Raw genomic sequence first — 24,081 nt, 5'->3', positions numbered from 1 at the left:
CTTCGTGTCGTCCCGCCGACTTTCGCAACACAACAAGAGCCGTTTCCGTGCGATGCGGCCTGTCCTCCGATGAATCCTGTCTCTCTTCATGCACTTGCTGGCGAGGTCCCCGACCTCCGCCGCGGACCGCTTCCGACCGAGGAGGCCGGCCATGGCCGCTGACCCCCGCTCGATCCGTCGCCGTGCCACGGTGGCCGTGCTCGATCCCCTGCTCGACGAGGCCTCGCTGCACGAGGCGCTGTGGCTGCAGCACGACACCATGCGCGCCGACCAGGTCTCCGACATCATCGGCTTCGTCGATCGCCTGGCCGCGCGGCACCTGTTCGACGCCGCCACCGTCAAGCGGCTCTACAGCGATCTCTACAAGGCCCTGCGCGAGCGCGAGGACCGGCTGCCGGCCGATCCCTGGGCGGCGATGCAGGCCGCCCGGGCCGTCGAGCCGCCGGCCGCGCCGCCCGAGCCCCCGGCGCCTGCCGTGGCTCCGCCGCCGCCCCCGGCGGCACCGGTGATCAACCCGGTCGAGCGCGCGCTGCAGGCTGCGCGCCTGGACGGGGCGGTCGGCATGGCGGCCGCCGTGCCGGCGCCGGTGCCGCGTGCGCCGGAGAGCCAGGACGGCCATGGGCCGGCCGTGGTGCTGTTCGCCGCGCTGGTCGGGGCGGTGGTCGCCGAGGTGCGGCGCTTCCACGCCGAGGCGCTCGACGAGGTGCGCCGCGACGTGCTGCGCCGTGCCGACTCCGCCGCGGCCTCGCCGGCGCTGCGACTGGCCTTTCGCACCGCCTGGGCGCGCCCGCTCGACAGCGACTGGCGCCTGGCCGGCTCGGCCGGCGACCTGGCCGATCTGGTGCGGGTGCTGCATGTGGCGCTGGTCGAGGCCTTCGGCCGCAACGGCGCCGAGCAGATCCTCGGCCGCGGCCTGCGGGCCGCCGAGGCGCTGCCCGAGGCTGCGGCGCTGGTGCCGCGGCGCCTGCTCGAGACGATTCCGGGGCTGCGCCTGTGAGCGCCGCCATGTTCCCTGTTCCCGCTGCCCTGGAGTGAGCGATGGCCTCCCGACCGACCGATCTTCCCGATCTTCCCGACCTGCCTGCCGACGAGATCGACGAGCGCCTGCCGATGAGCGCGCAGGAGCGCCGCCTGGTGCTGACCTCCTCGCTGGGCACGATCTTCGAGTGGTACGACTTCTTCCTGTACGGCGCGATGGCCTCGGTCATCGCCCGGCAGTTCTTCACCTCGCTGGATCCGACCGCGGCCTTCATCCTGACGCTGCTGGCCTTCGCGGCCGGCTTCGTCGTGCGTCCGGTCGGCGCGGTGATCTTCGGCCACCTCGGTGACCGGGTCGGCCGCAAGCACACCTTCCTGGCCACCGTCACGCTGATGGGCCTGTCGACGGTGACGGTGGCGCTGCTGCCGACCTACAGCAGCGCCGGCGTGTTCGCGCCGATCGCGCTGGTGGTCCTGCGCATGCTGCAGGGCCTGGCGCTGGGCGGCGAGTACGGCGGCGCGGTGATCTATGTCGCCGAGCACGCGCCGCAGCACCAGCGCGGCGCCTACACCGGCTGGATCCAGACCACCGCGACCATCGGCCTGCTGCTGTCGCTGCTGGTGGTGCTGGGCGTTCGCTCGCTGCTGGGCGAGGCGACCTTCGCGGACTGGGGCTGGCGCGTGCCCTTCGGCCTGTCGGCGCTGATGCTGTCGCTGTCGCTGTGGCTGCGCCTGTCGCTGACCGAGTCGCCGGCCTTCCGGCGCATGCAGCAGGAGGGCCGCGGCTCGAAGGCGCCGCTGGCCGAGTGCTTCGGCCAGTGGAAGAACCTGCGGGTGATCGTGCTGGCGCTGTTCGGCCTGGTCGCCGGTCAGGCGGTGGTCTGGTACACCGGCCAGTTCTACGCGCTGTTCTTCCTGACCAGCGTGCTGAAGGTCGACCCGAACACCGCGACCTGGCTGCTGACGCTGGCGCTGCTGATCTCGCTGCCGCTGTTCGTCGGCTTCGGCATGCTGTCGGACCGCGTCGGGCGCAAGCCGGTCATCATGACCGGGCTGCTGCTGGCCTGCCTGGGGCTCCATCCGCTCTACCAGGCGCTGACCGCCTTCGCCAACCCGGCGCTGGCCGAGGCGCAGCAGAAGGTGCGCATCGTCGTGCGCGCCGATCCGGCGACCTGCTCCTTCCAGGCCAATCCGCTGGCCACCGACACCAGCTTTGCCACGCCCTGCGACATCGCCAAGCGCGCGCTGGCGCAGCTCTCGGCCAGCTATGCCAACGAGGCGCTCGCCCCGGGCTCGCCCACCGAGGTGCGCATCGGCGAGACGGTGCTCGAGCCGCCGGCGGGCGTGCTGACCGAGGAGGGCGGCCGCTTCGACAACGACAGCCTGCTGGAGATCTCGCACTTCCGCAAGGAGGTGCTGCCCGACGCGCTGGCCGCGGCCGGCTATCCCGCCAAGGCCGATCCGGCGCGCATCAGCCGCACCGGCGTCGTCGCGGTGCTGGTGGCGATGATGGTGCTGGTGGCGATGGTCTACGGCCCGCTGGGTGCGGCGCTGGTCGAGATGTTCCCGACCCGCATCCGCTACACCGCGATGTCGCTGCCCTACCACCTGGGCAACGGCTGGTTCGGCGGCCTGCTGCCGTCGATCGCCTTCGGCATGGCCGCGCAGGACGGCAGCATGTACCACGGCCTGTGGTTCCCGATCGGCGTGGCCGGCCTGACCTTCGTCGTCGGCATGCTCTTCATCCGCGAGACCAAGGACGTCGACATCTACGCCAAGTTCCTGTACTGGCACCCGAACCGGTTCGGGCGCTGATCAGGCTCAGGGCGCGGCGGCGCTCTCCGGCTCGCCGCCGAGCTCGGCGAGGTCGTCGTCCTCGACCTCGCGCAGGGGCGGCGGCACCAGCGTGACCGGCACGCGCGCGCGGCGCAGCACCTCGTGCGAGACGGCCTCCTGCAGCCGGCCCAGCAGCGCGCCGTGGCTGAGCGTGGTCATGACGATCTGGTCGCAGCCCTGCAGCAGCGCCTGCTCGGCGATCTCGTGGGCGGCGTCGCCGGTGACGACGAGCGCCTCGGCCGCGATGCCGGCCTGCGCCAGCAGCGCGGCGGCCGGGGCCAGCGCGTGCTCGCCGGCCTCGCGGCTGGCGCCGTCGATCAGCTCGACATCGGGGGCGAGCACCACCTCGTACAGATGGGGCGGCTCCTGCACGTTCAGCAGCACCGTCTCGATGTCGAGGCCCGTCCGCCTCAGCCCGATCACATGGCGCACGGCGTCGAGCGCATGCTCGCTTCCGTCGAGGGGCAGCAGGATGCGGATCATCAGGTTCTCCTTGCGGCAATGGGACACGGCCCATCGTAGCCCCGGGCGAGCGCACGCGCAGGCCGGATGGCGCAAGGAATCGCGGGAAAAACCGCTGGAAAGGCGGAGGGAGAAAACCTGGGGGGAGGGAGATGTCGCGCGAGGCGAGGGGGAGGGTGACGAGCCTGAACCCTGGCACTGAGTGCTAACGGTTAGGGCTGCTTCGTTCCCGACCTGACCCGGTTGGCCGCGCCCCCATGCAGGGAGGCCCGTCAGCGCGCATTGTAGCCGATTTCCTTGCGATGGCCCCGAGGCTGATCGCAAGGGTTCTGTGCGAACATCGGCGCTCGCACGAAACGGCCCCGATGAAGAAGAATCCCGACAAGACCCTCGAGACCCCGCACGACGATGCCGAGCGGCAGGTCGCGCTGCGCAAGATCCGCCGGCTGATGGAGTTCTGGCGCATCGAGCCGCACGAGTTGCGCGGGCGCCCGTCGCGGCCTGCGCCGGTGGCCGAGGCGGTCCTCGAGGTGCGCTATCGGCATCCCGTCTCGGGGGAGACCTGGGACGGGCGGGGTGCCCAGCCGCAGTGGCTGCGCGAGGCGCTGATCCGCGAGGGCTACACCGTCGACGAGCTCCGGCGCGCGGTCTGCGGCGATCCGCCGGGCTGAACCCGGCCGGGCCGGCGAACGTCGATCAGCACTCGCCGCAGTCGACGATGACGACGGGCGAGGACGTCCTGCCGCTGGACGATCCGACCTTCTCGATGGCGTCCACGACCTCCATGCCGCTCACGACCTGACCGAAGACCACATGCTTGCCGTCCAGCCACGGGGTCTGGGCCGTGCAGATGAAAAACTGCGATCCGTTCGTGTTGGGGCCGGCATTGGCCATCGACAGGATGCCCTTGCCCGTGTGCTTGCGCCTGAAGTTCTCGTCGTCGAACTTGTTGCCGTAGATGGACTTGCCTCCCGTGCCGTCGCCGCGGGTGAAGTCTCCGCCCTGGCACATGAAGCCGGGAATGATCCGGTGGAATTTCGAGGACTTGTAGCCAAAGCCCTTTTCGCCCGTGCACAGGGCCCGGAAGTTTTCGGCCGTCCGGGGAACGTCCTGGTCGAAGAGTTCAAAGACGACTCTTTTCGCTGCGCCGCCGCCGATCGAGATGTCGAAATAGGTTTTCATGGGTCAGGCGTTCCTTCTTGATGGTGCTGAGCGTCGACACCGGTGCCGGCGCGACGTGGCGGCACTGTATCGAGGCGGCGTGGCGCGGGCAAGCACGAGGCACAAAGCAAAACGCCTTGGTGCTTTTGACACCAAGGCGTGATCTGCTTGAATTTCTGGCTCCCCGACCTGGGCTCGAACCAGGGACCTGCGGATTAACAGTCCGTCGCTCTACCGACTGAGCTATCGGGGAATTGTCTGGAATGACGTGTCCGAGAATCTGATCTTTGGCTCCCCGACCTGGGCTCGAACCAGGGACCTGCGGATTAACAGTCCGTCGCTCTACCGACTGAGCTATCGGGGATCAGATTTTCTTGGCGTCAACCGACAAGAATTAGATTATATGACAGGATCTTGTCGCCTTGCAAGAGGTTCAGGCCACTTTTTTCTGCAGGTCCTCGAACGGAGGGGCTGGCGCCTGCGTCGTGGGCGAGGTGTCCCGGGCTGAGCTCGGCAGGAACAGGTCGAGCACGTTGCCGCCGTCGGGGTGGCCGTGGCAGCGCAGGTCGCCGCCCAGGCCGCGCATGATCTGGCGGCCGATCGCCAGCTCCAGCCCGCTGCCCGGCATGACCACGTCGCCGCGGCGGGACTGGAAGAAGGCCGAGAACATCGGCTCGTGCTCGCTCTCGGGCAGCGTCGGGCCGGCGTCGCGGATGCACCAGTGCAGCATCCCGTCCGCGTCGATCGAGGCAGCGATCTCGATGGTCGCCTGGTCCGGCGAGACCGCGATCGCGCGCTCGAGCAGCGCGCGCACGACCTGCTGGAAGCGCAGCGGCTCGACGCTGGCGAGGCCGTCGACCTGCTCGCGCGCCAGCATCAGGCTCTGGCCGCGGGCGCGTGCCTCGGCGCGGGCGTGGCCGAGCACCTCCTCGACCAGCACCGCAGTGTCCGCGCGGGTGCAGCGCAGCGTGCCGGCCGCGCTCTTGACCCGCGACAGGTCGAGCAGGTCGTCGACCACCGACAGCATGCGCAGGCCCGCCTGGCGCACCGGGGTGAACAGCTCCTGCAGGCCGGGATCGCGGCGGGTGCGCAGCGTGCCCAGCTCGGAGAAGCCGATGATCGACTGCAGCGGCGTGCGCAGCGCATGGCTCAGGTTGCCGATGAACTCCGACTCGGCCCGGTAGGCCGCCTCGATGCTCTGGCGCGCCTCGGCCGCGCGCTGCTCGGCCTCGCGGAAGCTGGTCACGTCGGTCAGGCTGCCGATGATGCCGCCGGGCCGGCCGTCGGGCCGGTTCAGCGCGACCTTGGTGATCAGCGCCTGGCGGCGCTCGCCGCCGCGCAGCCGGATCTCCTCGACATAGTGGCTGCGACCGCTGCCGCGGCCGCTCCACAGCGCATGGTCGAGCGCGCGGTGGTAGGCGAGCTGCTGCAGCGTCGGATCGCTCTCGCCGCGCTGTCCCAGCAGCTGTTCGCGCCGCACGCCGAGCAGGTCCTCGAAGGCCTGGTTGACCATCGTGTAGCGCCCGAGCGGGTCGAGCACAAACATCGGCGCCGGCGCGGCCTCGATCAGCGTGCGCAGATGGCCCTCGCTGTCGGCGAGCCGGGTGCGTGTGGCCTCCAGCGTGTCGCGCAGCCGTTCGTGCATGCGCAGGCTGCGCCAGGCCACCACCGTGCCCAGGCCGATCACGCCCATCGCGGCCAGCATCATCGCGACGGTCCAGGTCAGCTTGTGCTGCCAGGCGGCGTCCAGCAGCTCGGCGGGCATCTCGACCTGGGTGAAGACCGGCCAGCGGCCGCTGGCCTGGAAGGCGATCAGCGCGCTGCGACCGTCCAGGCCGTTGCCGGAGAAGCTGCCGTGCTCGCGCTCGGGCAGGAAGTCCTGCAGCACCCGCAGCGCCGGCATCGGCGTGCCCGGGGCTGCGGCCATGTTCTCGGTGCCGGCGATCAGCTGGCCCTGGTAGTCGAGCACCGCCGCCGCCAGGCCGGTGTCGCCGAGCAGCAGCTGCTGCTGGCTGGCCAGGGCATCCGGATTGATCGCCGCGACCAGGTAGCGCGCGCCGCCGCCGGCACCGCCGTCGAGCATCAGGGCGAGCGTCAGCACGCCGACGCCGGCCGGCGCGGTGGCTGCGGCCGCGCCGCTGGCGGCCAGATCGCGGCCGCCGAGCCACGGGCCGAGACGGAAGTCGCCCGGTCGTGCCGGCAGGGCCAGCCGGGTCCGGTCGATCTGCGGCACGGCCGACCCGGGCGCGGCCTCGGTGCTGGCCAGCACCCGGCCCTGGCCGTCGACCAGCCACAGGCTGCGCAGATGCGGCAGCGCATGGCGGGCCTCCTGCATGCGCTGCGTGACCCGATCCGCGGTCTCGGCATGGGCGGAGATCGTCTGCAGCGTCAGCGCAGCGGTGTCGAGCAGTCGGCCGGTCTCGCCCTGCAGCACCCGCGCGAGCATTTCCAGCCGGCGCGTCTCGTCGTCGATCGTCTCGCGGCGCTGCTGGGTCGCGAAGGCGGCCGTCAGCAGCGCCACCGCCATCAGCAGCAGCACGCCGACCCACAGCAGGCTCGAGCTGCCCAGCCGCCAGGCCGGGGACGGCGGCGTGCGGTGTGCGGCGTCGGCCGCGGCCGGCGTCGCCGTGCTCCGGCCGGCCGCGACCGGATCGTCGTCGGGGTGCGGATCGGCGGCGGCCGCCTCGGCGTTCATCGGGCCGCTCCGGGGCGCACCACGATCTCGGAAAGGCCGTGGCGCCGCGCGGCGCTGGCGAGGCGGCCGTCCTGGCGGATCATGTCGACGAAGCGGTCGACGCGCGACAGCCAGGCCGGGTCGCCCTGACGCATCGCGTAGGCGTAGGGCAGCACATGGAAGGGCTGCGGCGGGCTGATCAGCCGGGCCCATTCGGCGTTGTCGAGCAGGCGACGGCTGTAGGGATAGTCGGTCATGAAGACGTCGATGCGTCCGGCCTCGAGCTCCTGCTCGCGGGTGGTCGGTGCGCGCACCACGGTCAGCGTGGCCCGGCGCAGCGACTCGCGCATCACCGGCTCCATGAAGGTGCCGGCCTGCACGCCGACCTGCACGCCGGGCTGGTCGATGTCCTCCCAGCGCCGCACGGCCCGGTTCGTGCGCGTGGTGATCGCGCAGATGTCGCTCTGCAGGTAGGGCTGGCTGAACGCGAGCTGCTGACGGCGCTGCGGCAGCACAGCGACCGCGAACATCGCGATGTCGCAGCGTTCGCCGCGCACGTCATCGACCAGCGTCGCGAACGAGGAGTCGACGTACTGCAGCCGCACGCCGAGCTCGCGCGCCAGCTCGGCCGACAGGTCGATGTCGATGCCGCTGAGCTGGCCGGTCTTGGGGTTGCGGTAGGTGATGCCGTAGTAGTCGGGCCAGATGCATACCCGCAGCTCGCCGCGTCGCGTGATGCGCTCGAGCTGGCTGCCGTCGCCTTCGCCGGCCCGGGCGGCCGGGGCAGCGAGCATCATCATCATGACCAGTGTCGGCAGCTTCGGCAGGAGGGAGCGGAGACGCATGCGGGGCGGCGGGTCAGGGAACGGGCGACAGGCCGGACGACGATACCAGCTGTGTCGAGTGTGACGGCTGCTTTCGCGCCGGACGCGGCCAGTCCGCGGAGCAACGTGATTTCCGCAGGAAAGCGTGAGGGATTTTACGGAACCGCGGCGACTTTGCCGGTGTCGGACTCAGGTTTCAGGAAATGCGACCGAGCCGGCGCTGCAGCAGCGCGCTGCTGCTGGTGTAGAGCAGCGGGCCGCGCTCGTCCGGGCGCAGGCGCTCGTGCGCGGCATGCGCGGCCAGCGTGGCCTCGTGGAAGCCGCACAGGATCAGCTTCCTCTTGCCGGGATAGCCGGCGATGTCCCCGGCGGCATGGATGCCGGGCACGCTGGTCTCGAAGGTGGCCGGGTCCACCACGAGCAGCTTGCGGTCCATCGCCAGGCCCCAGTCGGCGATCGGGCCCAGGCGCGGGCTCAGGCCCTGGCAGACGACCAGCGTGTCGAGGTCCAGCGTGCGCGCGCTGCCGTCGGGCAGCGCGATGTCGACCTGCAGCAGCCGGCCGGCCTCGTCCTGGCGGGCCGCGGCGAGCTGCGCCGCATGGAAGACGATGCGCCCGGCCTGGCGCAGCGCGTCGATGCGCGCGAGCAGGGCCGCGTCGGCCTGCAGCACGTCGCGGCGGTGCATCAGCTGCACCGCGGGCAGATCGTCGCGCTCGGCCAAGGCGGCGGCGCGCAGCAGCGCGGCCTCGTCGCCGCCGATGACCAGCACGCGCTGGCCGGCGAAGCGCGCCAGCGCGGCCGGAGCGGTGCCGGGGTGGTAGTGAAGATGGCGGCCTTCGAGGCCGTCGAGGCCCGGCGCCTTGAGGCGCCGCGGCTGGAAGGCGCCGACGCCGGCGCAGATGAAGACGGCGCCCGCGTCGAAGGCGGTGCCGTCGGCGCAGGCTGCGTCGAAGCGGCCGTCGTCACGGCGGGCCAGCCGCGTGACTTCCTGGCCGAGATGCCAGCCCGGCGCCAGGGGCGCCAGCTGCGCCAGCAGCCGATCGGTCAGATCGCGGCCGCTGGACTCGACGATGCCGGGAATGTCGAGGATCGGCTTGTCGGCATAGAGCTCGACGCATTGCCCGCCGGCCTGCGGCAGGGCGTCGACGATCTGCACGGACAGGCCGAGCAGGCCGAGCTGGAAGGCCTGGAACAGGCCGACCGGGCCGGCGCCGACCACCAGCGCATCGGTGCGGAGGATCGGCGCGGCAGGGCTCATCGGCCGGGCAGGACGCGGGGCGCCGTCAGCGGATCGGCAGATCAGCGGATCAGCTGGTCGAGCTTGCCGGTCACGTTCTTCCACTGCTCGTGGTCAGGCAGCGGATCCTTGCGCTTGGTGATGCTGGGCCAGGTCGGCGCCAGATCGGCATTGAGCTTGATGTAGGCCTGCTGGGCGGCCGGCACGTCCTCCTCGGGCAGGATCGCGCTGACCGGGCACTCGGGAATGCAGACCGCGCAGTCGATGCACTCGTCCGGGTCGATCACCAGGAAGTTCGGGCCTTCGCGGAAGCAGTCGACGGGGCAGACGTCGACGCAGTCGGTGTACTTGCAGCGGATGCAGGCTTCGGTGACGACGTGGGTCATGACGGGGGAATTCGGTTCAGGGTTGAAGGGCGGGATTCTACGGTCTCAGGCCGTGCGGGCCGAGACGGGGGATTGATCGTCGTCATGCGCGTCGTCCGGATGCACCGGACGGGCGCCTGCGCCCACCGTGACGAGGGTGGGGCGGCCGTGGTGCAGAGCATCGGCCTCGGCCAGCGTGGCCACCGTGTGGCGGCTGAAGCGCTCGTCGGGCCAGCCGGCGCGCGAGATCGCCACCACCGGCGTGTCCGCCGGCCATCCGACCTCGGCCAGGCGCTCGGCCAGCGAGGGCAGCTGGCGTCCGGCCATGTAGAAGACCTCGGTGTCGGCGCTGCGACGGGCCTCGAGGTCGCCGGTGCGCGTCATCGCGGTGCTGAAGGCGACGCTGCGGCCGACGCCGCGCCGCGTCAGCGGCTGCTGCGAGGCGGCGGCCGCAGCCAGCGCCGAGGTGATGCCGGGCACGACCTCGCTGGCGATGCCGGCCTGGCCGAGCGCGTGCAGTTCCTCCTCGAGGCGGCCGAACACGCTCGGGTCGCCGCCCTTGAGGCGCACGACCCGCGCCGAGCGCCGCGCGCACTCGACCAGCAGCGCGTTGATGCGCGCCTGGCCGGTGCTCTCGGCGCTGAAGCCGCGCTTGCCGACGTCGATCCACTCGGCGTCGGGCGCCTCCTGGCGCAGCGCCGGATCGGTCAGCGCGTCGGCGAGCACGATCTCGGCCTGGCGCAGACGCTGCAGCCCGCGCAGGGTGATGAGGTCGGCCGAGCCGGGGCCCGCGCCGACGAAGACGACACGCACCTCGCTCATGGCTCGGCCGTCCGGACTCAGGCGCCGACCAGCAGCGCGCCGCTGGTGCGGTTGGTGGTCGGGTCGACCACGATCAGCGCGCCGCCGACGCGGTTGTCGGCATAGGCCTCGACCGGCAGGGCCTGCTGGGTCTGGATCTGCACGCGGCCGATCTCGTTGACCGACAGCTGCTCGGCCTCGACCTGCTCCAGCGTGTTGATGTCCAGGCGGTGCTCGATGGCGGTGATGCGCGCCTGCACCCAGCGGTTGCCGTGGCGCACCCAGTACTTGCGGCCCAGCACCGCCGGCTCGGTGTCGAGCCAGGCCAGCGTGCCGCCGAAGTTCTGCTGCACCGGCGCGGTGCCGGGCGTGAAGATCCAGTCGCCGCGCGAGACGTCGACCTGGCGGTCCAGCACGATGCCGGCGGACTGGCCGGCCTCGCAGCCGTCGACCACCAGACCGGCGTGGCGCACCTCGGCCACCACCGCGGTCTCGCCGCTGGGGTAGATCTGCACCGTGTCGCCGGCCTTCACGCCGCCGTGGGCGATGCGGCCCCACATCACGCGGTGCTGGTGGCCGGTGCCCTGACCGTCGTCGCGGGCGACGTACTGCACCGGCACCAGCAGGTGGCCGTCATGGGCCTCGTCGGTGACCGGCAGGGTCTCGAGCAGCTGCAGCAGCGTGGGGCCCGTGTACCAGTCCCAGTTCGCCGACGGGGTGGCGACGTTGTCGCCGCGCAGCGCCGACACCGGGATGATGCCCTTGACCGCGATGCCGGCCTCCTGCGCGAACTTCTCCAGCGCGCGGGCGGTCGCCTCGAAGGCGGCCTGCGTGCCGGTCTCGATCGCGTCGAGCTTGTTGATCGCGAAGACGATGCTGGGCACGCGCAGCAGGCGCGCCAGCAGGCTGTGGCGGCGGGTCTGCGGCAGCAGCACCACCTCGGGCACCGAGGTGTCGAGCTTGGTGATGTCCACCAGCACCACCGCGGCATCGCTGCCGGCGGCGGCCGTCACCATGTTGCGGGTGTACTGCTCGTGGCCGGGCGCGTCGGCGATAATGAACTTGCGGCTCTTGGTCGCGAAGTACTGGTAGGCCACGTCGATCGTGATGCCCTGCTCGCGCTCGGCCTCCAGGCCGTCGGTCAGCAGCGACAGATCGATCGGGGCGCCGGCGGCGCGCTTCTCCAGCGCGTCGAGCTTGTCGGCCAGGATGCCGCGGCTGTCGAACAGCAGGCGGCCGATCAGGGTGCTCTTGCCGTCATCCACGCTGCCCGCGGTCAGGAAGCGCAGGGCCTTGTGCGCCAGTTCCTCGCCGGCGTCGATGTGTTCCACGGTGCTCATCAGAAATAGCCTTCCTTCTTGCGGCGCTCCATCGAGGCCTCGGAGGTGCGGTCGTCCATGCGGGTGGCACCGCGCTCGGAGACGGTCACCTGCAGCGTCTCGGCGACGATGTCGGCGGTGGTGGCGGCGTCGGATTCCACCGGGCAGGTGCAGGTCATGTCGCCGACGGTGCGGAAGCGCACGTCGACCGTCTCGACGGTGTCCTCAGCCGAGGGCGGCGTCACGTCGGTCACCGGCACCAGCAGGCCCTTGCGGCGGTAGATCTCGCGCTTGTGCGTGTAGTAGATGCTCGGCAGCGGGATGTTCTCGCGGGCGATGTAGAGCCAGACGTCGAGTTCGGTCCAGTTCGAGATCGGGAAGGCGCGGAAGTGCTCGCCCGGCTTGATGCGGGTGTTGAACAGGTTCCACAGCTCCGGGCGCTGCTCCTTGGGCTGCCACTGGCCGAAGGCGTCGCGGTGGCTGAAGATGCGTTCCTTGGCGCGCGCCTTCTCTTCATCCCGGCGGGCGCCGCCGATCATGCAGTCGAAGCGGTGCTCCTCGATGGTTTCGAGCAGCGTCACCGTCTGGTGGCCGTTGCGCGATTCCAGCGGGTGCGCCAGACGGATCGTGCCCTTCTTCATCGAGTCTTCCAGATGCCCGACGATCAGGCGCTCGCCCATCTCGGCAATGCGCTCGTCGCGGAACTGGATGACTTCGGGGAAGTTGTGGCCGGTGTCGACATGCACCAGCGGGAAGGGCAGGCGGCCGCTGAAGGTCGGGCGCTCGCCGGGCTTGGATGTCTTCTGCTTGAAGGCCTTCTCGGCGAGGTGCAGCACCACGCAGGAGTCCTTGCCGCTGGAGAACAGCAGGCCGGGACGCTCGAAGGCGCCGGCGACCTCGCGCAGGATGAAGATCGCCTCTTCCTCCAGCGCGTCGAGGTGGCGGTGGTCCACGTCGGGAAGCGTTTGGGTCATGGTCTCGGGGACAGTCGTCGTGTGTTCGGGGGGCAGGGCGGCGCGACTCTCGCGCTCAGGCCGCCGGCTTCTGGGAGACGTGCAGGCCGCATTCCTTGGCCGATTCGTCTTCCCACCACCAGCGACCGGCGCGGAATTCCTGACCCACCGCGATCGCGCGGGTGCAGGGAGCGCAGCCGATGCTCGGCATGAACTGGTCGTGCAGCGGGTTGTACGGCACCTCGTTGGCGGCGATGTAGTGCCACACGTCGTTCCAGGACCAGTCCACCAGAGGGTTGATTTTGGCACGACCCTGGTCGTCGGCCTCGACGGTGCGGACCTCGCCGCGTGCGTTGGACTGCTCGCGGCGCAGGCCGGTGACCCAGGCGGTGCGCCCGGCCAGCATGCGCGAGAGCGGCTCCATCTTGCGCACGCCGCAGCAGGCCTTGCGCAGCGCGATGCTCTCGTACATCGCCTTCTCGCCGTTCTTCTGCACGAACTCGATCACGGCTTCCTGCACCGGGCGGTAGACCTCGACCTTCAGGCCGTAGTGCGCCTCGATGCGCGGGATCAGCGCGACCGTCTCGGCGTGCAGCGCGCCGGTCTCCAGCGTGGCGATGGTGATCGGCAGCTGGTGGCGCGCGATCAGGTCGGTGACGACCATGTCCTCGGCGCCGAGGCTGGTGGCCTGGACGAGGGTGCCGGGATGGGCGGCGGCGGCGTCCTTCAGGGCCTGGAGGGCGGCCTCCAGGCGGTCCTCGAAGCCGGCCTTCTTGCGGCCGTACAGGGCGATCGCGCTCATATCGCGGCTCCGGCGTTGATGAAGTCGGCGCCGCCGGTCGCGGCCGGACGGGCGAAGACCGGGCGGGCCTCGCCGACCGCGCCCTGGTAGTGGCCGGCGAAGAAGCCCAGCGCGCGCTCGGCGGCCTCGCGCGACTGGTCGCGGCGCAGCACGACGGCGTCGAAGCCGGTGCGCTGCATCAGCGGCAGCATGTCGACCAGCGCCTCGCCGGTGGCGCGGATCTGGCCCTTGAACTGGTAGCGCACCCGCAGCAGCCGGGCCTGGGTGTAGGCGCGGCCGTCCACCCACTTCGGGAACTGCAGCGCGACGAGCGACAGGCGCGGCAGATCGGCCACGATCGACTCGACGTCGACGCCGTTGGGCAGGATCACGCCGACGGCCAGGCCGGCCGGCCAGGTCTCGCGCACCGCATGCCACTGCTCCAGCGTCAGCAGCAGGTGGTCCTTGGGCTGCGGGTGCGGGATCGGGCCGTCCTCGCCGCCGACGGTGTGCCACGGGTCATGGGCGATGTCGATGAACTTCATGGTGTGTCGTGTTCCGGATGTCGGTCGGCCGCGGCTCAGGCGCGGGCGGTGGCGGTGCGCTGGGCGTTGGCGGCGGCCTTGAAGGGGTCCAGGCCGATGCGGTGCAGCGCGTCGATGAACTTCTCGTCGGGCTGGCGCAGCTCGCGGTAGGTGTCGAGAATGGCCTCGACCGCGTCGGTGATCTCGCTGGCGGCGAACGACGGGCCGATGACCTTGCCCGGCACGGCCAGCGGCGCGTGAGCCGAGCCGTCCGAGCCGCCCAGCGTCACCTGATACCACTCGCTGCCGTCCTTGTCGACGCCGAGGATGCCGATGTGGCCGCTGTGGTGGTGGCCGCAGGAGTTGATGCAGCCGCTGATGTGCAGGTCGATCTCGCCGAGATCGAACACCTCGTCGAGGTCGGCGAAGCGCTCGGTCAGCTCGGCCGCCACCGGGATCGAGCGCGCGTTGGCCAGATCGCAGAAGTCGCCGCCCGGGCAGGCGATCATGTCGGTGACCAGGCCGATGTTGGGCGTGGCGTAGCCGGCGGCCTTGGCGGCGGCGTGGACGGCGGGCAGGTCGCTGGCCTTGACCCAGGGCAGCAGCAGGTTCTGGTCGTGCGTGACGCGCAGCTCACCGAAGGAGAAGCGGTCGGCCAGGTCGGCGGCCGCGTCGAGCTGGGCATCGGTGGCATCGCCCGGCGCCTGGCCGGCGCGCTTGACCGACAGCGTCACCGCGCGCCAGCCCGGCACCTGGTGCGCGTGCACGTTGCGCTGCAGCCAGCGCTGGTAGGCCAGCGGCGCGTCGGCGTCCGCGGCCGGCTCGGCCAGCGGCTCGACGCCGGCCGGGCGGGTGAAGCAGGCCGCGACGCGGTCGAGCTCGGCCTGCGGGATCAGGTGCAGCGCGCCGTCCGGGTCGTTCTCGAGGATCTGGCGGAACTCGGCCTCGACCTGGTCGAAGTACTTCTGGCCCTCGGCCTTGACCAGGATCTTGATGCGCGCCTTGTAGGCGTTGTCGCGGCGGCCGTAGCGGTTGTAGACCCGCACCACGGCTTCCAGGTAGACCAGGATCTGGTTCCAGGGCAGGAACTCGCGGATCACCGAGCCGATGATCGGCGTGCGGCCCATGCCGCCGCCGACCAGCACCTTGAAGCCGATCTCGCCGGCCTCGTTCTTGACCAGCTGCAGGCCCACGTCATGCCAGCCGATCGCGGCACGGTCCTCGGCGGCGCCGGAGATGGCGATCTTGAACTTGCGCGGCAGGAAGGCGAACTCGGGGTGCAGCGTGCTCCACTGGCGCAGCACCTCGGCGTAGGGGCGCGGATCGACCAGCTCGTCGGCGGCCACGCCGGCCAGGCCGTCGGTGGTGATGTTGCGGATGCAGTTGCCGCTGGTCTGGATGCCGTGCATGTCGACCGCCGCCAGCTTGTCCATCACGTCGGCGGCCTGGCTCAGCGGGATCCAGTTGTACTGGACGTTCTGGCGGGTGGTGAAGTGCACGTAGCCGCGGTCATGCACCCGCGCGATCTCGGCCAGCGCGCGGATCTGGCCGCTGCCGATGGCGCCGTAGGGCACCGCCACGCGCAGCATCGGCGCATGGCGCTGGATGTACCAGCCGTTCTGCAGGCGCAGCGCCTTGAAGTCGTCGCCGTCGAGCTGGCCGGCGAAGTGGCGGTCGAGCTGGTCGCGGAACTGGGCCGCCCGGGCGCGGACGAACTGGCGGTCGAAGTCGGTGTACTGGTACATGGAGGGGTTCGTGTCGTTCGTTCAGGTTCTCGGACGGGAGCCGCGGCGGCGGGCTCAGGCGGTCATCAGGATCTTCTTCGCGGCCAGCAGCAGCGAGGCGCACAGCGCCAGGCGCGTCCAGACGTCGGGCAGCATCTTCGTGAGCCGCGCGCCGATCCAGATCGCCGGCACCGAGCCGACCAGCAGCTCGATCAGCAGCGCCCAGTGCACGTTGCCCAGCGTCGCGTGCCCGAGGCCCGCCACCAGCGTCAGCGGCACCGCATGCGCGATGTCGGTGCCGACCAGCCGCGGCGTCGGCAGGCGAGGGTACAGCAGAAGGATCATCGTCGCGCCCAGCGCGCCGGCGCCGATCGAGCTCAGCGAGACCATCACGCCCAGCGACAGGCCGCACAGCAGCGTCAGAACCGTCTGGCGCTGCGGGGTGATGAACTGCTCCAGCCACAGGCCGACGCGGTGCCAGACCGGACGGAAGATGATGGTGATGGCGGTCAGCACCAGCGCGACGCCCAGCGCCACGCTCAGCAGGCTGTCGGCACGCTTGGTGACGCCGACCAGATGCATCCAGGCGGTGGTCGCGATCGAGGCCGGGATGCTGCCGGCCAGCAGCCAGCCGGTGATCCGGTAGTCCACATGGCCGTGGCGATGGTGCGCGATCGAGCCGGAAACTTTCGTCAGTCCGGCGAACCAGAGATCGGTGCCGATGGCGACGGCCTTCTCCAGGTTGAAGACCGAGATCAGCAGCGGCGTCATCAGCGAGCCGCCGCCGACGCCGGTCAGGCCGACGATCAGGCCGATGCCGAAGCCGGCGGCGATCGCGATCCAGTCGATGGTGAGGCCTGTCATGGTGGGCAAGGGCGCCATGCGGCGGCGCAGCAGAATTTCGGATGCGCGACTGTAGTGAGGCACTTCATGATGCCAAACTATATTTTTCGATGATGCTTATATGAATATCGACATGAAGACGCGGCGCCAGAGCCTGTCCCGGCTGCTGGGCGGCCTGGGCGTGCTGGGGCTGGGATCGATGCTGGGCGCCTGCTCGACACCGCCGGCCGGCGAGCCGGCCGCCAGCGTGCCGCCGCCCCGGCCGGCCCCGCGGCCGCCGCGCATCGGCCTGGCGCTGGGCGGCGGCGCGGCGCGCGGCTTCGCGCACATCGGCGTGATCCAGGTGCTGGAGGAGAGCGGCATCCGCCCCGATCTGGTCGTCGGCACCTCGGCCGGCAGCCTGGTGGCGGCGCTCTATGCCAGCGGCCACGGCGGCGCGCAGCTCGCGCAGATGGCCGACGCGATGGACGAGTCGACGATCGCCGACTGGGCCTTCCCGCTGCGCGGCATGATCCGCGGCGAGGCGCTGGCGCGCTATGTGCGCCAGCAGACCGGCGGGCGGCTGATCGAGCAGATGCCGCTGCCGCTGGGCATCGTCGCGACCGACCTGGCCGACGGCCAGCCGATCCTGTTCCGGCGCGGCGACACCGGCACCGCGGTGCGCGCGTCGAGCTCGGTGCCGGCGGTGTTCCAGCCGGTGCGCATCGGCGATCACGAGTACGTCGACGGCGGCCTGGTCGCGCCGGTGCCGGTGCGCTTCGCGCGCCAGATGGGCGCCGAGCTGGTGATCGCGGTCGACATCTCCTCGCCGCCGGAGGGCGGCGCCACCGGCGACGCGATGCGCATGCTGCTGCAGACCTTCGCGATCATGGGGCGCAGCATCAACAGCTTCGAGCTCAAGGAGGCCGACGTGGTGCTGCGGCCGCGGCTCGCCGGCATCTCGAGCGCGGACTTCGGGGCGCGCCGGCGCTCGATCAGCGCCGGGCGCGAGATCGCGCAGGCCACGCTGGCCGAGCTGCGCTCGCGCATCGCCGCGCGCACGCGCTGAGCGGGGAGGGCGGTGCGACCGCCCTGCGACCTCCGTTCAGGGCTTCTTCGCGAAGGGCTCGCCGCCGAGGCGGCTGCCCGGGCCGAGGCCCTTCTTCGCGAACCAGCCCTGGTTCATCTCGAGCACGAAGCGCACCGGCTTCTTCGAGCAGTGCGGATCGTCGGTCTGCGGCTTCATGTCCTCGATGTTGACGATGCGGCCGTCGTCGTCGATGAAGGCCGCCGACAGCGGGATCAGCGTGTTGCGCATCCAGAAGCACTGCACGCCGGGCTCCTCGAACACGAAGATCATGCCGTCGCCGGCGGCCATCGACGGGCGGTGCATCAGGCCGATCTCGCGCTGCAGCTCGGTGCGCGCGACCTCGGCATGGATCAGGTGCATGCCGGCCGTCAGCGTCGTGGCCGGCAGCTTCTGCGGTCCGGACTGGGCCGGCGACAGCGCCGGCCACAGCAGCGTCAGCACGGCGAGCAGCGCGCCTGCACCCGACCTGCGGACGGGCTGTCGCGTTTTCGTGGTGGATTCCCCACAATGGTGCTGCCGGGTGCACCGCGACGAACCGGGGCGTGCGGGATCAAACGGATTGAACTTGATGTGGATCATGTTTTGAGGGGGGCTGCCCCCAAAGAATAGCGCATGCGTGGCGGCCGGCCGGCCGTCCCATGCCCCCTCATGTCCACGACCACCACCCCTTCCGCCCGTGTCGATGCTGCATTGACGCCGTCTTCGGCTGCGTCCGGCTCGGACGCGGCCGTGGTGCCGGGGCGCTTCAGCGGCACGCCCGGCCTGAGCGCGACGCAGGCCGCGGCGGTCGACGACCGGCGCGAGCAGTCCGCCTTCACGCAGTGGATCGACGACGGCCAGGGCCATGAGCTCGGCCAGTCGCGCCTGCTGATCGGCGGCATGTACTGTGCCGCCTGCGCCGGCCAGATCGAGGAGGCGCTGCTGAAGGTCGACGGCGTCAGCCGCGCCGACGTCAGCGGCGCGGCCCAGCGCGCGGTCGTGGTCTGGGACCCGCGGCGCACCCGGGTGTCGGCGCTGATCGAGGCAGTGCGCGCGATCGGCTACGGCGCCTTTCCCGACACCGGCGCGCAGGCCGTCGCGCTGGCGACGAAGCAGACGCGCCAGTCGATCTGGCGCCTGTTCGTCGCCGCGTTCTGCATGATGCAGGTGATGATGTACGCCACGCCGTCCTACGTGGCGGCGCCCGGCGACATCACGCCCGACATGGTCCAGCTGCTGCGCTGGGCCAGCTGGGTGCTCAGCATCCCGGTGATGGTCTTCGCCGCCGGGCCCTTCTTCCGCGGCGCCTGGGCGGGCCTGCGCGAGCGGCGCGTCTCGATGGACCTGCCGATCGCGCTGGGCATTGGCGTGACCTTCGTCGCCAGCTCGGCGGCCACCTTCGAGCCGGGCGGCGCCTTCGGCGCCGAGGTCTACTTCGACTCGCTGACGATGTTCGTCAGCTTCCTGTTCGCCGCGCGGGTGCTGGAGTCGCGGGCGCGCCAGCGCGCCGCCCAGTCGCTCGATGCGGTGATGCGCCGGCTGCCCGATGCGGTCGAGCGCCTGGACGCGAGCGGCCGCGGCGAACTGGTCGCGGCCTCGGCGCTGGCCGTGGGCGACCGCATCCGCGTGCATGCCGGGCAGGCCTTCGCCGCCGACGGCCGCCTGCTCGAGGGCCGCACGCAGGTCGACGAGGCGATGCTGACCGGCGAGTCGCGTCCGGTCGACCGCGCCGTCGGCGACGAGGTCTCGGCCGGCTGCCTGAACGTGGGCGCGCCGGTGGTCATGGAGGTGCTGCAGCTGGGGGCGCAGACGCGCTATCAGCGCATCGTCGCGCTGGTCGAGCGCGCGCTGACCGAGCGCCCGGCCTTCATGCTGGCCACCGACCGGCTGGCCGCGCCCTTCCTGATCGCGGTGCTGGTGCTGTCGGTGCTGGCCTGGGGCGCGTGGATGTTCATCGATCCGTCGCGTGCGCTGTGGGTCGCGGTGTCGGTGCTGGTGGTGACCTGCCCGTGCGCGCTGTCGCTGGGCGCGCCGGTGGCGCTGCTGGCCACCGCCGGCGAGCTGGCGCGGCGCGGCGTCGTCGTGCAGCGGCTCGATGCGCTGGAGGTGCTCACGCGCGTCGGCGACGTGGTCTTCGACAAGACCGGCACCGTCACCGAGGACCGCCTGGCGCTGGCGCAGACGGTCGAGACCGGCCAGCTCGCCGGCCTGCCGGCGGGCCTGCTGCGCGATGTCGCCTGCCAGCTCGCCGCGCATTCCTCGCATCCGCTGTCGCGCGCGCTGGTGCAGTCGCTGCCTCAGCCCGACTGGAGCGCCGGCCTCGACGAGCTGGTCGAGCAGCCGGGGCAGGGCCTGCAGGCGCGGGTGCGCGCCGCCTCGCGCGACTTCGAGGCCCGGCTGGGCTCGGGGGCATGGTGCGCCGCGGCCGAGGCCGCCGCCGGCATCGCGCGGCCGCAGGTCTGGCTGGCGGTGCGCGAGGGCGCGGGCGCCTGGTGCCCGGTGTTGCGCTTCGAGTTCGACGAGGTGCTGCGCGGCGACGCCGCCAGCGGGACGGCCCGGCTGGCGGCTGCGGGCCTGCGCCTGCGCCTGCTGTCGGGCGACCAGCCCGCCAGCGTCGCGGCCACCGCCGCCCGCCTGGGCATCGAGGCGGCCCGCGCGCAGTGCTCGCCGCAGGACAAGCTCGCCGAGGTCGAGGCGCTGCAGCGCCAGGGCCGCGTCGTCGCCATGGTGGGCGACGGCATCAACGACGCGCCGGTGCTGGCGCGCGCCGATGTCTCGATCGCGCTGGGCACGGCCGCCGCGCTGGCCCAGGCCCGTGCCGACGTGATCGTGCTGTCGGACCGCATCGAGGACCTGCCGGCACTGTTCGACACCGCACGGCGCACGCTGCGCATCGTGCGACAGAACCTGCGCTGGGCGCTGGTCTACAACATGGCATCGGTGCCGCTGGCGCTGGCGGGCTGGCTGCCGCCGTGGCTGGCGGGCATCGGCATGGCGGCGAGCTCGCTGCTGGTGGTGGTCAACGCGCTGCGCCTGACGCGCTGGCGAGGCCGGCGGGTCGGAGGCTGAGGTTCGATGGACATCCTTTTCCTGCTGATCCCGCTGTCGATCGTGCTGGTCTTCCTGATCATCGTGGTCTTTGCCTGGGCCCTGAAGAGCGGCCAGTTCGACGACATCGAGCGCGAGGGCGAACGCATGCTGCGTGCGGACCCCGACGAGATTGATTCGAGTCAACCCGGTCGCTGACGCGGTGCCAAAGAATCCCGGACCGGGATCGAGAGAGTTTCCAAGGAGCAACCAATGGCAATCAACACACAGACGGCTGGCCCCGTCTACAGCGATGCGGTGGTACGGCAGTTTGCCGTGGCCGCGGTGCTGTGGGGCATCGTGGGCATGTTAGTCGGCGTCTTCGTCGCGGCCCAGCTGGCCTTTCCCGACATGACGTTCGGCATCCCGTGGCTCAGCTACGGACGACTGCGACCGCTGCACACCAACGCGGTCATCTTCGCCTTCGGCGGCTGCGCGCTGTTCGCGACCAGCTACCACGTGGTGCAGCGCACCTGCCAGACCCGCCTGTTCGCACCGGCGCTGGCCCAGTTCACCTTCTGGGGCTGGCAGCTGGTCATCCTGCTGGCGGCGATCTCGCTGCCGCTGGGCTTCACGACCGGCAAGGAATACGCCGAACTCGAATGGCCGATCGACATCCTGATCGCCGTCGTGTGGGTGTCCTACGCCATCGTGTTCTTCGGCACGGTCGGCATCCGCAAGGTCAGCCACATCTACGTGGGCAACTGGTTCTTCGGCGCCTTCATCCTGGCCGTGGCGCTGCTGCACATCGTCAACTCGGCTGAAATCCCGGTCACGCTGACCAAGTCCTACTCGGCCTACGCCGGCGTGCAGGACGCGATGGTCCAGTGGTGGTACGGCCACAACGCGGTGGGCTTCTTCCTGACTGCGGGCTTCCTGGGGATGATGTACTACTACATCCCGAAGCAGGCCGGCCGTCCGGTGTACTCGTATCGCCTGTCGATCGTGCACTTCTGGGCGCTGATCTTCACGTACATGTGGGCGGGTCCTCACCACCTGCACTACACCGCGCTGCCGGACTGGACGCAAAGTGTCGGCATGATCTTCTCGCTGGTCCTGCTGGCACCGTCGTGGGGCGGCATGATCAACGGCATCATGACCCTGTCGGGCGCATGGAACAAGCTGCGTGACGACCCGATCCTGAAGTTCCTGATCGTCTCGCTGTCGTTCTACGGCATGTCGACCTTCGAAGGTCCGATGATGTCGATCAAGACCGTCAACGCCCTGAGCCACTACACCGACTGGACCGTCGGCCACGTGCACTCCGGCGCGCTGGGCTGGGTCGGCCTCGTGTCGATCGGCTCGCTGTACCACCTGATCCCGCGCATGTTCGGCCGCAAGTCGATGTACAGCATCCGCGCGATCGAGCTGCACTTCTGGATCGCCACCATCGGCATCGTGCTCTACATCGCCGCGATGTGGATCGCCGGCGTCATGCAGGGCCTGATGTGGCGCGCCACGAACCCGGACGGCACGCTGGTCTACAGCTTCGTCGAAGGCGTCAAGGCGACCTATCCGTTCTACGTGATCCGTCTGGGCGGTGGCCTGATGTACCTGACCGGCATGGTGATCATGGCCTGGAACACGATCATGACCATCCGCGTCGGCAAGGTCGAGCCGGTGGCCATCCCGGCCGTCGCGGCCCACGCCTGAGCCGCAGGAGAACACGAACATGGCACACGCTAACCGCCCTGTCTCCGGTCACGAGAAGATCGAGACCAGCAACTTCCTGATGATCACGCTGACGCTGATCGTCATCCTGTTCGGTGGTCTGACCGAGATCGTCCCGCTGTTCTTCCAGCACTCGACGACCCAGCCGGTCGAGGGCCTCAAGCCCTACACCGCGCTGCAGCTCGCCGGCCGCGACGTCTACATCCGCGAGGGCTGCTACAACTGCCACTCGCAGATGATCCGTCCGTTCCGCGCCGAGGTGCTGCGCTACGGCGACATCTCGAAGGCTGGCGAGTTCGTCTACGACCACCCCTTCCAGTGGGGCTCGAAGCGCACCGGCCCGGACCTGCACCGCGTCGGCGGCAAGTACAGCGACCAGTGGCACCGCGTCCACCTGATGAACCCGCGTGACGTGGTTCCCGAGTCGAACATGCCGGCCTACCCGTGGCTGGACAAGGCTCCGGCCAACACCGGCATCGGCGCCAACATGGCCGCGCTGCGCAAGGTCGGCGTCCCGTACACCGACGACGAGATCGCCAAGGCGGCCGACGAGGTCAAGGACAAGACCGAGCTCGAGGCGGTGATCGCCTTCCTGCAGGTGCTGGGCACCGCGGGCAAGGCACAGGCCCCGAAGGCCCAGTGACGAGGAGAACGACATGGACATCGTCAACGAGCTGAGAAGCGCGACGACCGTCGTCTTCCTGCTCATGTTCCTGGGCATCGTCGCCTGGGCCTTCTCCAGCCGCAACCGGGCCTCCTTCGACGAGGCTGCCGCGCTCCCGTTCGGCGACGACGAGTCGACCGGATCCAAGACAAACATCGGAGGCACCCGTGAGTGACTTCATTTCCAGCTTCTGGTCGTGGTACGTCATCGCGATCGTCGTGGGCGGTCTCGCCTTCTGCGTCTTCGTCCTGATCGTCGCCAGCAAGCGCACGGTCATGGCCGATGACAACTCCACCGGTCACGTCTGGGACGAGGACCTGCGCGAGATGAACAACCCGCTGCCGCGCTGGTGGATGGGCCTGTTCGTCATCACGGTGGTGTTCGCGGCAACCTACCTGACGCTGTACCCGGGTCTGGGCGGCAGCAAGGGCACGCTGGGCTGGTCCTCCAAGGGCCAGCTCGAGGCCGAGAACGCCAAGGCGCTGCAGACGATGGCCCCGGTGTACGAGCGCTTCAAGGCGATGACGCCCGAGCAGCTGATGGCCGATCCGCAGGCCATGGGCATCGGCGAGCGCCTGTTCGTCAACACCTGCGCCGGCTGTCACGGCTCGGACGCCCGCGGCAGCAAGGGCTTCCCGAACCTGACCGACAACGACTGGCTGGGTGGCTCGGGTCCGGAGTACATCGCCAAGACGATCGCCGAAGGTCGCCAGGGCATGATGCCCCCGATGGCCGCGGCCGTCGGCTCCGCCGATGACGTCAAGAACGTCGCCAACTACGTGCTGAGCCTGTCGGGCAGCCCGAACGACTCGATCCGCGCACAGCTGGGCAAGAGCAAGTTCGGCGCCTGCGCGGCCTGCCACGGTGCGGACGGCAAGGGCAACCAGGCCATCGGCGCGCCGAACCTGACCGACAAGGTCTGGCTGCACGGCTGGGGCGAGGCGGCGGTGATGGCGATGGTCAACAACGGCAAGACCAACGTCATGCCGCAGCACGCCAGCCGCCTGTCGCCGGACCAGATCCGCGTGCTGGCGAGCTACGTCTGGAGCCTGTCGCACAAGGGTGACAAGCAGACCGCCCTGGCTCCCGCAGGGGATGCGAAAGCGCAATAACCCCTGGGTGTACCTGG

At 70.6% G+C, this 24,081-nt stretch carries 24 protein-coding genes, 2 tRNA genes and 1 other RNA gene; 10 read left to right on the top strand and 17 right to left on the bottom strand.

The window, feature by feature from the left end; all coding sequences use genetic code 11:
* Positions 1-151: 151 nt before the first annotated feature.
* Complete coding sequence (locus HNQ01_RS06495) at positions 152-997, top strand: hypothetical protein (protein ID WP_173804543.1); 846 nt, start codon at positions 152-154, stop codon at positions 995-997.
* 113 nt (positions 998-1,110) lie between these two features.
* Positions 1,111-2,793, top strand: a complete 1,683-nt coding sequence (locus HNQ01_RS06490) for an MFS transporter (protein ID WP_173804625.1) — start codon at positions 1,111-1,113, stop codon at positions 2,791-2,793.
* 6 nt (positions 2,794-2,799) lie between these two features.
* Here HNQ01_RS06490 and HNQ01_RS06485 read toward each other — a convergent pair whose 3' ends face one another.
* Entirely contained in the window at positions 2,800-3,297 is a 498-nt protein-coding gene (locus HNQ01_RS06485) for a universal stress protein (protein WP_173804542.1), read from the bottom strand.
* Between the two features lie 154 nt (positions 3,298-3,451).
* An RNA gene (ffs, locus tag HNQ01_RS06480) (signal recognition particle sRNA small type) lies at positions 3,452-3,550 on the bottom strand.
* Between the two features lie 91 nt (positions 3,551-3,641).
* Between ffs and HNQ01_RS06475 the strand changes: the two genes are divergently transcribed.
* Positions 3,642-3,947, top strand: coding sequence for an H-NS histone family protein (locus HNQ01_RS06475; protein WP_173804541.1), 306 nt, complete (start codon positions 3,642-3,644; stop codon positions 3,945-3,947).
* Positions 3,948-3,972: 25 nt separating this feature from the next.
* Here HNQ01_RS06475 and HNQ01_RS06470 read toward each other — a convergent pair whose 3' ends face one another.
* The 14 genes from HNQ01_RS06470 to HNQ01_RS06405 form a co-directional block, all read right to left on the bottom strand.
* The gene (locus HNQ01_RS06470) at positions 3,973-4,458 is read right to left on the bottom strand and encodes a peptidylprolyl isomerase (protein WP_173804540.1); all 486 of its coding nucleotides are present in this window, start codon (positions 4,456-4,458) and stop codon (positions 3,973-3,975) included.
* 156 nt (positions 4,459-4,614) lie between these two features.
* Positions 4,615-4,690: transfer RNA gene (locus HNQ01_RS06465), tRNA-Asn, on the bottom strand.
* A 35-nt stretch (positions 4,691-4,725) separates the two neighbouring features.
* Positions 4,726-4,801: transfer RNA gene (locus HNQ01_RS06460), tRNA-Asn, on the bottom strand.
* A 69-nt stretch (positions 4,802-4,870) separates the two neighbouring features.
* Positions 4,871-7,132 carry a histidine kinase dimerization/phospho-acceptor domain-containing protein gene (locus HNQ01_RS06455; protein WP_173804539.1) on the bottom strand — a complete coding sequence of 754 codons (2,262 nt, stop codon included), beginning with the start codon at positions 7,130-7,132 and terminating at the stop codon, positions 4,871-4,873.
* On the bottom strand, positions 7,129-7,956 hold the full coding sequence (locus tag HNQ01_RS06450; RefSeq protein WP_173804538.1) for an ABC transporter substrate-binding protein: 828 nt from the start codon (positions 7,954-7,956) through the stop codon (positions 7,129-7,131). The genes HNQ01_RS06455 and HNQ01_RS06450 overlap by 4 nt, the downstream gene beginning before the upstream one ends.
* 175 nt (positions 7,957-8,131) lie before the next feature.
* Positions 8,132-9,193, bottom strand: a complete 1,062-nt coding sequence (locus HNQ01_RS06445; protein ID WP_173804537.1) for an NAD(P)/FAD-dependent oxidoreductase — start codon at positions 9,191-9,193, stop codon at positions 8,132-8,134.
* Between the two features lie 41 nt (positions 9,194-9,234).
* The gene (fdxA, locus tag HNQ01_RS06440; RefSeq protein ID WP_173804536.1) at positions 9,235-9,558 is read right to left on the bottom strand and encodes a ferredoxin FdxA; all 324 of its coding nucleotides are present in this window, start codon (positions 9,556-9,558) and stop codon (positions 9,235-9,237) included.
* A gap of 45 nt (positions 9,559-9,603) precedes the next feature.
* On the bottom strand, positions 9,604-10,359 hold the full coding sequence (gene cobA, locus HNQ01_RS06435) for a uroporphyrinogen-III C-methyltransferase (RefSeq protein ID WP_173804535.1): 756 nt from the start codon (positions 10,357-10,359) through the stop codon (positions 9,604-9,606).
* 17 nt (positions 10,360-10,376) lie between these two features.
* A complete protein-coding gene (locus HNQ01_RS06430; protein ID WP_173804534.1) occupies positions 10,377-11,678 on the bottom strand; it encodes a sulfate adenylyltransferase subunit 1 in 1,302 nt (433 codons plus the stop codon).
* The gene (cysD, locus tag HNQ01_RS06425) at positions 11,678-12,631 is read right to left on the bottom strand and encodes a sulfate adenylyltransferase subunit CysD (RefSeq protein ID WP_173804533.1); all 954 of its coding nucleotides are present in this window, start codon (positions 12,629-12,631) and stop codon (positions 11,678-11,680) included. The genes HNQ01_RS06430 and cysD overlap by 1 nt, the downstream gene beginning before the upstream one ends.
* A gap of 55 nt (positions 12,632-12,686) precedes the next feature.
* A complete protein-coding gene (locus tag HNQ01_RS06420) occupies positions 12,687-13,412 on the bottom strand; it encodes a phosphoadenylyl-sulfate reductase (RefSeq protein WP_173804532.1) in 726 nt (241 codons plus the stop codon).
* Positions 13,409-13,936, bottom strand: a complete 528-nt coding sequence (locus HNQ01_RS06415; RefSeq protein WP_173804531.1) for a DUF934 domain-containing protein — start codon at positions 13,934-13,936, stop codon at positions 13,409-13,411. Before HNQ01_RS06415 ends, HNQ01_RS06420 begins: the two co-directional genes overlap by 4 nt.
* 35 nt (positions 13,937-13,971) lie before the next feature.
* A complete protein-coding gene (locus HNQ01_RS06410) occupies positions 13,972-15,660 on the bottom strand; it encodes a nitrite/sulfite reductase (protein WP_173804530.1) in 1,689 nt (562 codons plus the stop codon).
* Between the two features lie 54 nt (positions 15,661-15,714).
* The gene (locus HNQ01_RS06405) at positions 15,715-16,503 is read right to left on the bottom strand and encodes a sulfite exporter TauE/SafE family protein (protein WP_217427421.1); all 789 of its coding nucleotides are present in this window, start codon (positions 16,501-16,503) and stop codon (positions 15,715-15,717) included.
* A 100-nt stretch (positions 16,504-16,603) separates the two neighbouring features.
* Between HNQ01_RS06405 and HNQ01_RS06400 the strand changes: the two genes are divergently transcribed.
* Positions 16,604-17,530 carry a patatin-like phospholipase family protein gene (locus tag HNQ01_RS06400; RefSeq protein WP_173804529.1) on the top strand — a complete coding sequence of 309 codons (927 nt, stop codon included), beginning with the start codon at positions 16,604-16,606 and terminating at the stop codon, positions 17,528-17,530.
* Between the two features lie 36 nt (positions 17,531-17,566).
* Here HNQ01_RS06400 and HNQ01_RS06395 read toward each other — a convergent pair whose 3' ends face one another.
* A complete protein-coding gene (locus HNQ01_RS06395; RefSeq protein WP_434801488.1) occupies positions 17,567-18,001 on the bottom strand; it encodes a DUF192 domain-containing protein in 435 nt (144 codons plus the stop codon).
* 198 nt (positions 18,002-18,199) lie between these two features.
* Between HNQ01_RS06395 and HNQ01_RS06390 the strand changes: the two genes are divergently transcribed.
* Genes HNQ01_RS06390 through ccoP form a run of 6 tightly spaced genes read left to right on the top strand, consistent with a single transcriptional unit; the run spans position 18,200 to position 24,064 of the window.
* Positions 18,200-20,599: a heavy metal translocating P-type ATPase gene (locus HNQ01_RS06390; protein WP_173804527.1), complete on the top strand. Its 2,400-nt coding sequence runs from the start codon at positions 18,200-18,202 to the stop codon at positions 20,597-20,599.
* Positions 20,600-20,605: 6 nt separating this feature from the next.
* The gene (ccoS, locus tag HNQ01_RS06385; protein ID WP_173804526.1) at positions 20,606-20,776 is read left to right on the top strand and encodes a cbb3-type cytochrome oxidase assembly protein CcoS; all 171 of its coding nucleotides are present in this window, start codon (positions 20,606-20,608) and stop codon (positions 20,774-20,776) included.
* 54 nt (positions 20,777-20,830) lie between these two features.
* A complete protein-coding gene (gene ccoN / locus HNQ01_RS06380; protein WP_173804525.1) occupies positions 20,831-22,270 on the top strand; it encodes a cytochrome-c oxidase, cbb3-type subunit I in 1,440 nt (479 codons plus the stop codon).
* A 19-nt stretch (positions 22,271-22,289) separates the two neighbouring features.
* A complete protein-coding gene (ccoO, locus tag HNQ01_RS06375; protein WP_173804524.1) occupies positions 22,290-22,931 on the top strand; it encodes a cytochrome-c oxidase, cbb3-type subunit II in 642 nt (213 codons plus the stop codon).
* Positions 22,932-22,944: 13 nt separating this feature from the next.
* Positions 22,945-23,127: a cbb3-type cytochrome oxidase subunit 3 gene (locus tag HNQ01_RS06370; RefSeq protein WP_173804523.1), complete on the top strand. Its 183-nt coding sequence runs from the start codon at positions 22,945-22,947 to the stop codon at positions 23,125-23,127.
* Positions 23,120-24,064 carry a cytochrome-c oxidase, cbb3-type subunit III gene (ccoP, locus tag HNQ01_RS06365; RefSeq protein ID WP_173804522.1) on the top strand — a complete coding sequence of 315 codons (945 nt, stop codon included), beginning with the start codon at positions 23,120-23,122 and terminating at the stop codon, positions 24,062-24,064. Before HNQ01_RS06370 ends, ccoP begins: the two co-directional genes overlap by 8 nt.
* Positions 24,065-24,081 lie beyond the last annotated feature (17 nt).

This window comes from Sphaerotilus uruguayifluvii (assembly GCF_013294065.1).
GTDB lineage: Bacteria > Pseudomonadota > Gammaproteobacteria > Burkholderiales > Burkholderiaceae_C > Sphaerotilus > Sphaerotilus uruguayifluvii.
This window is presented reverse-complemented; position numbering and strand designations above follow the sequence as displayed.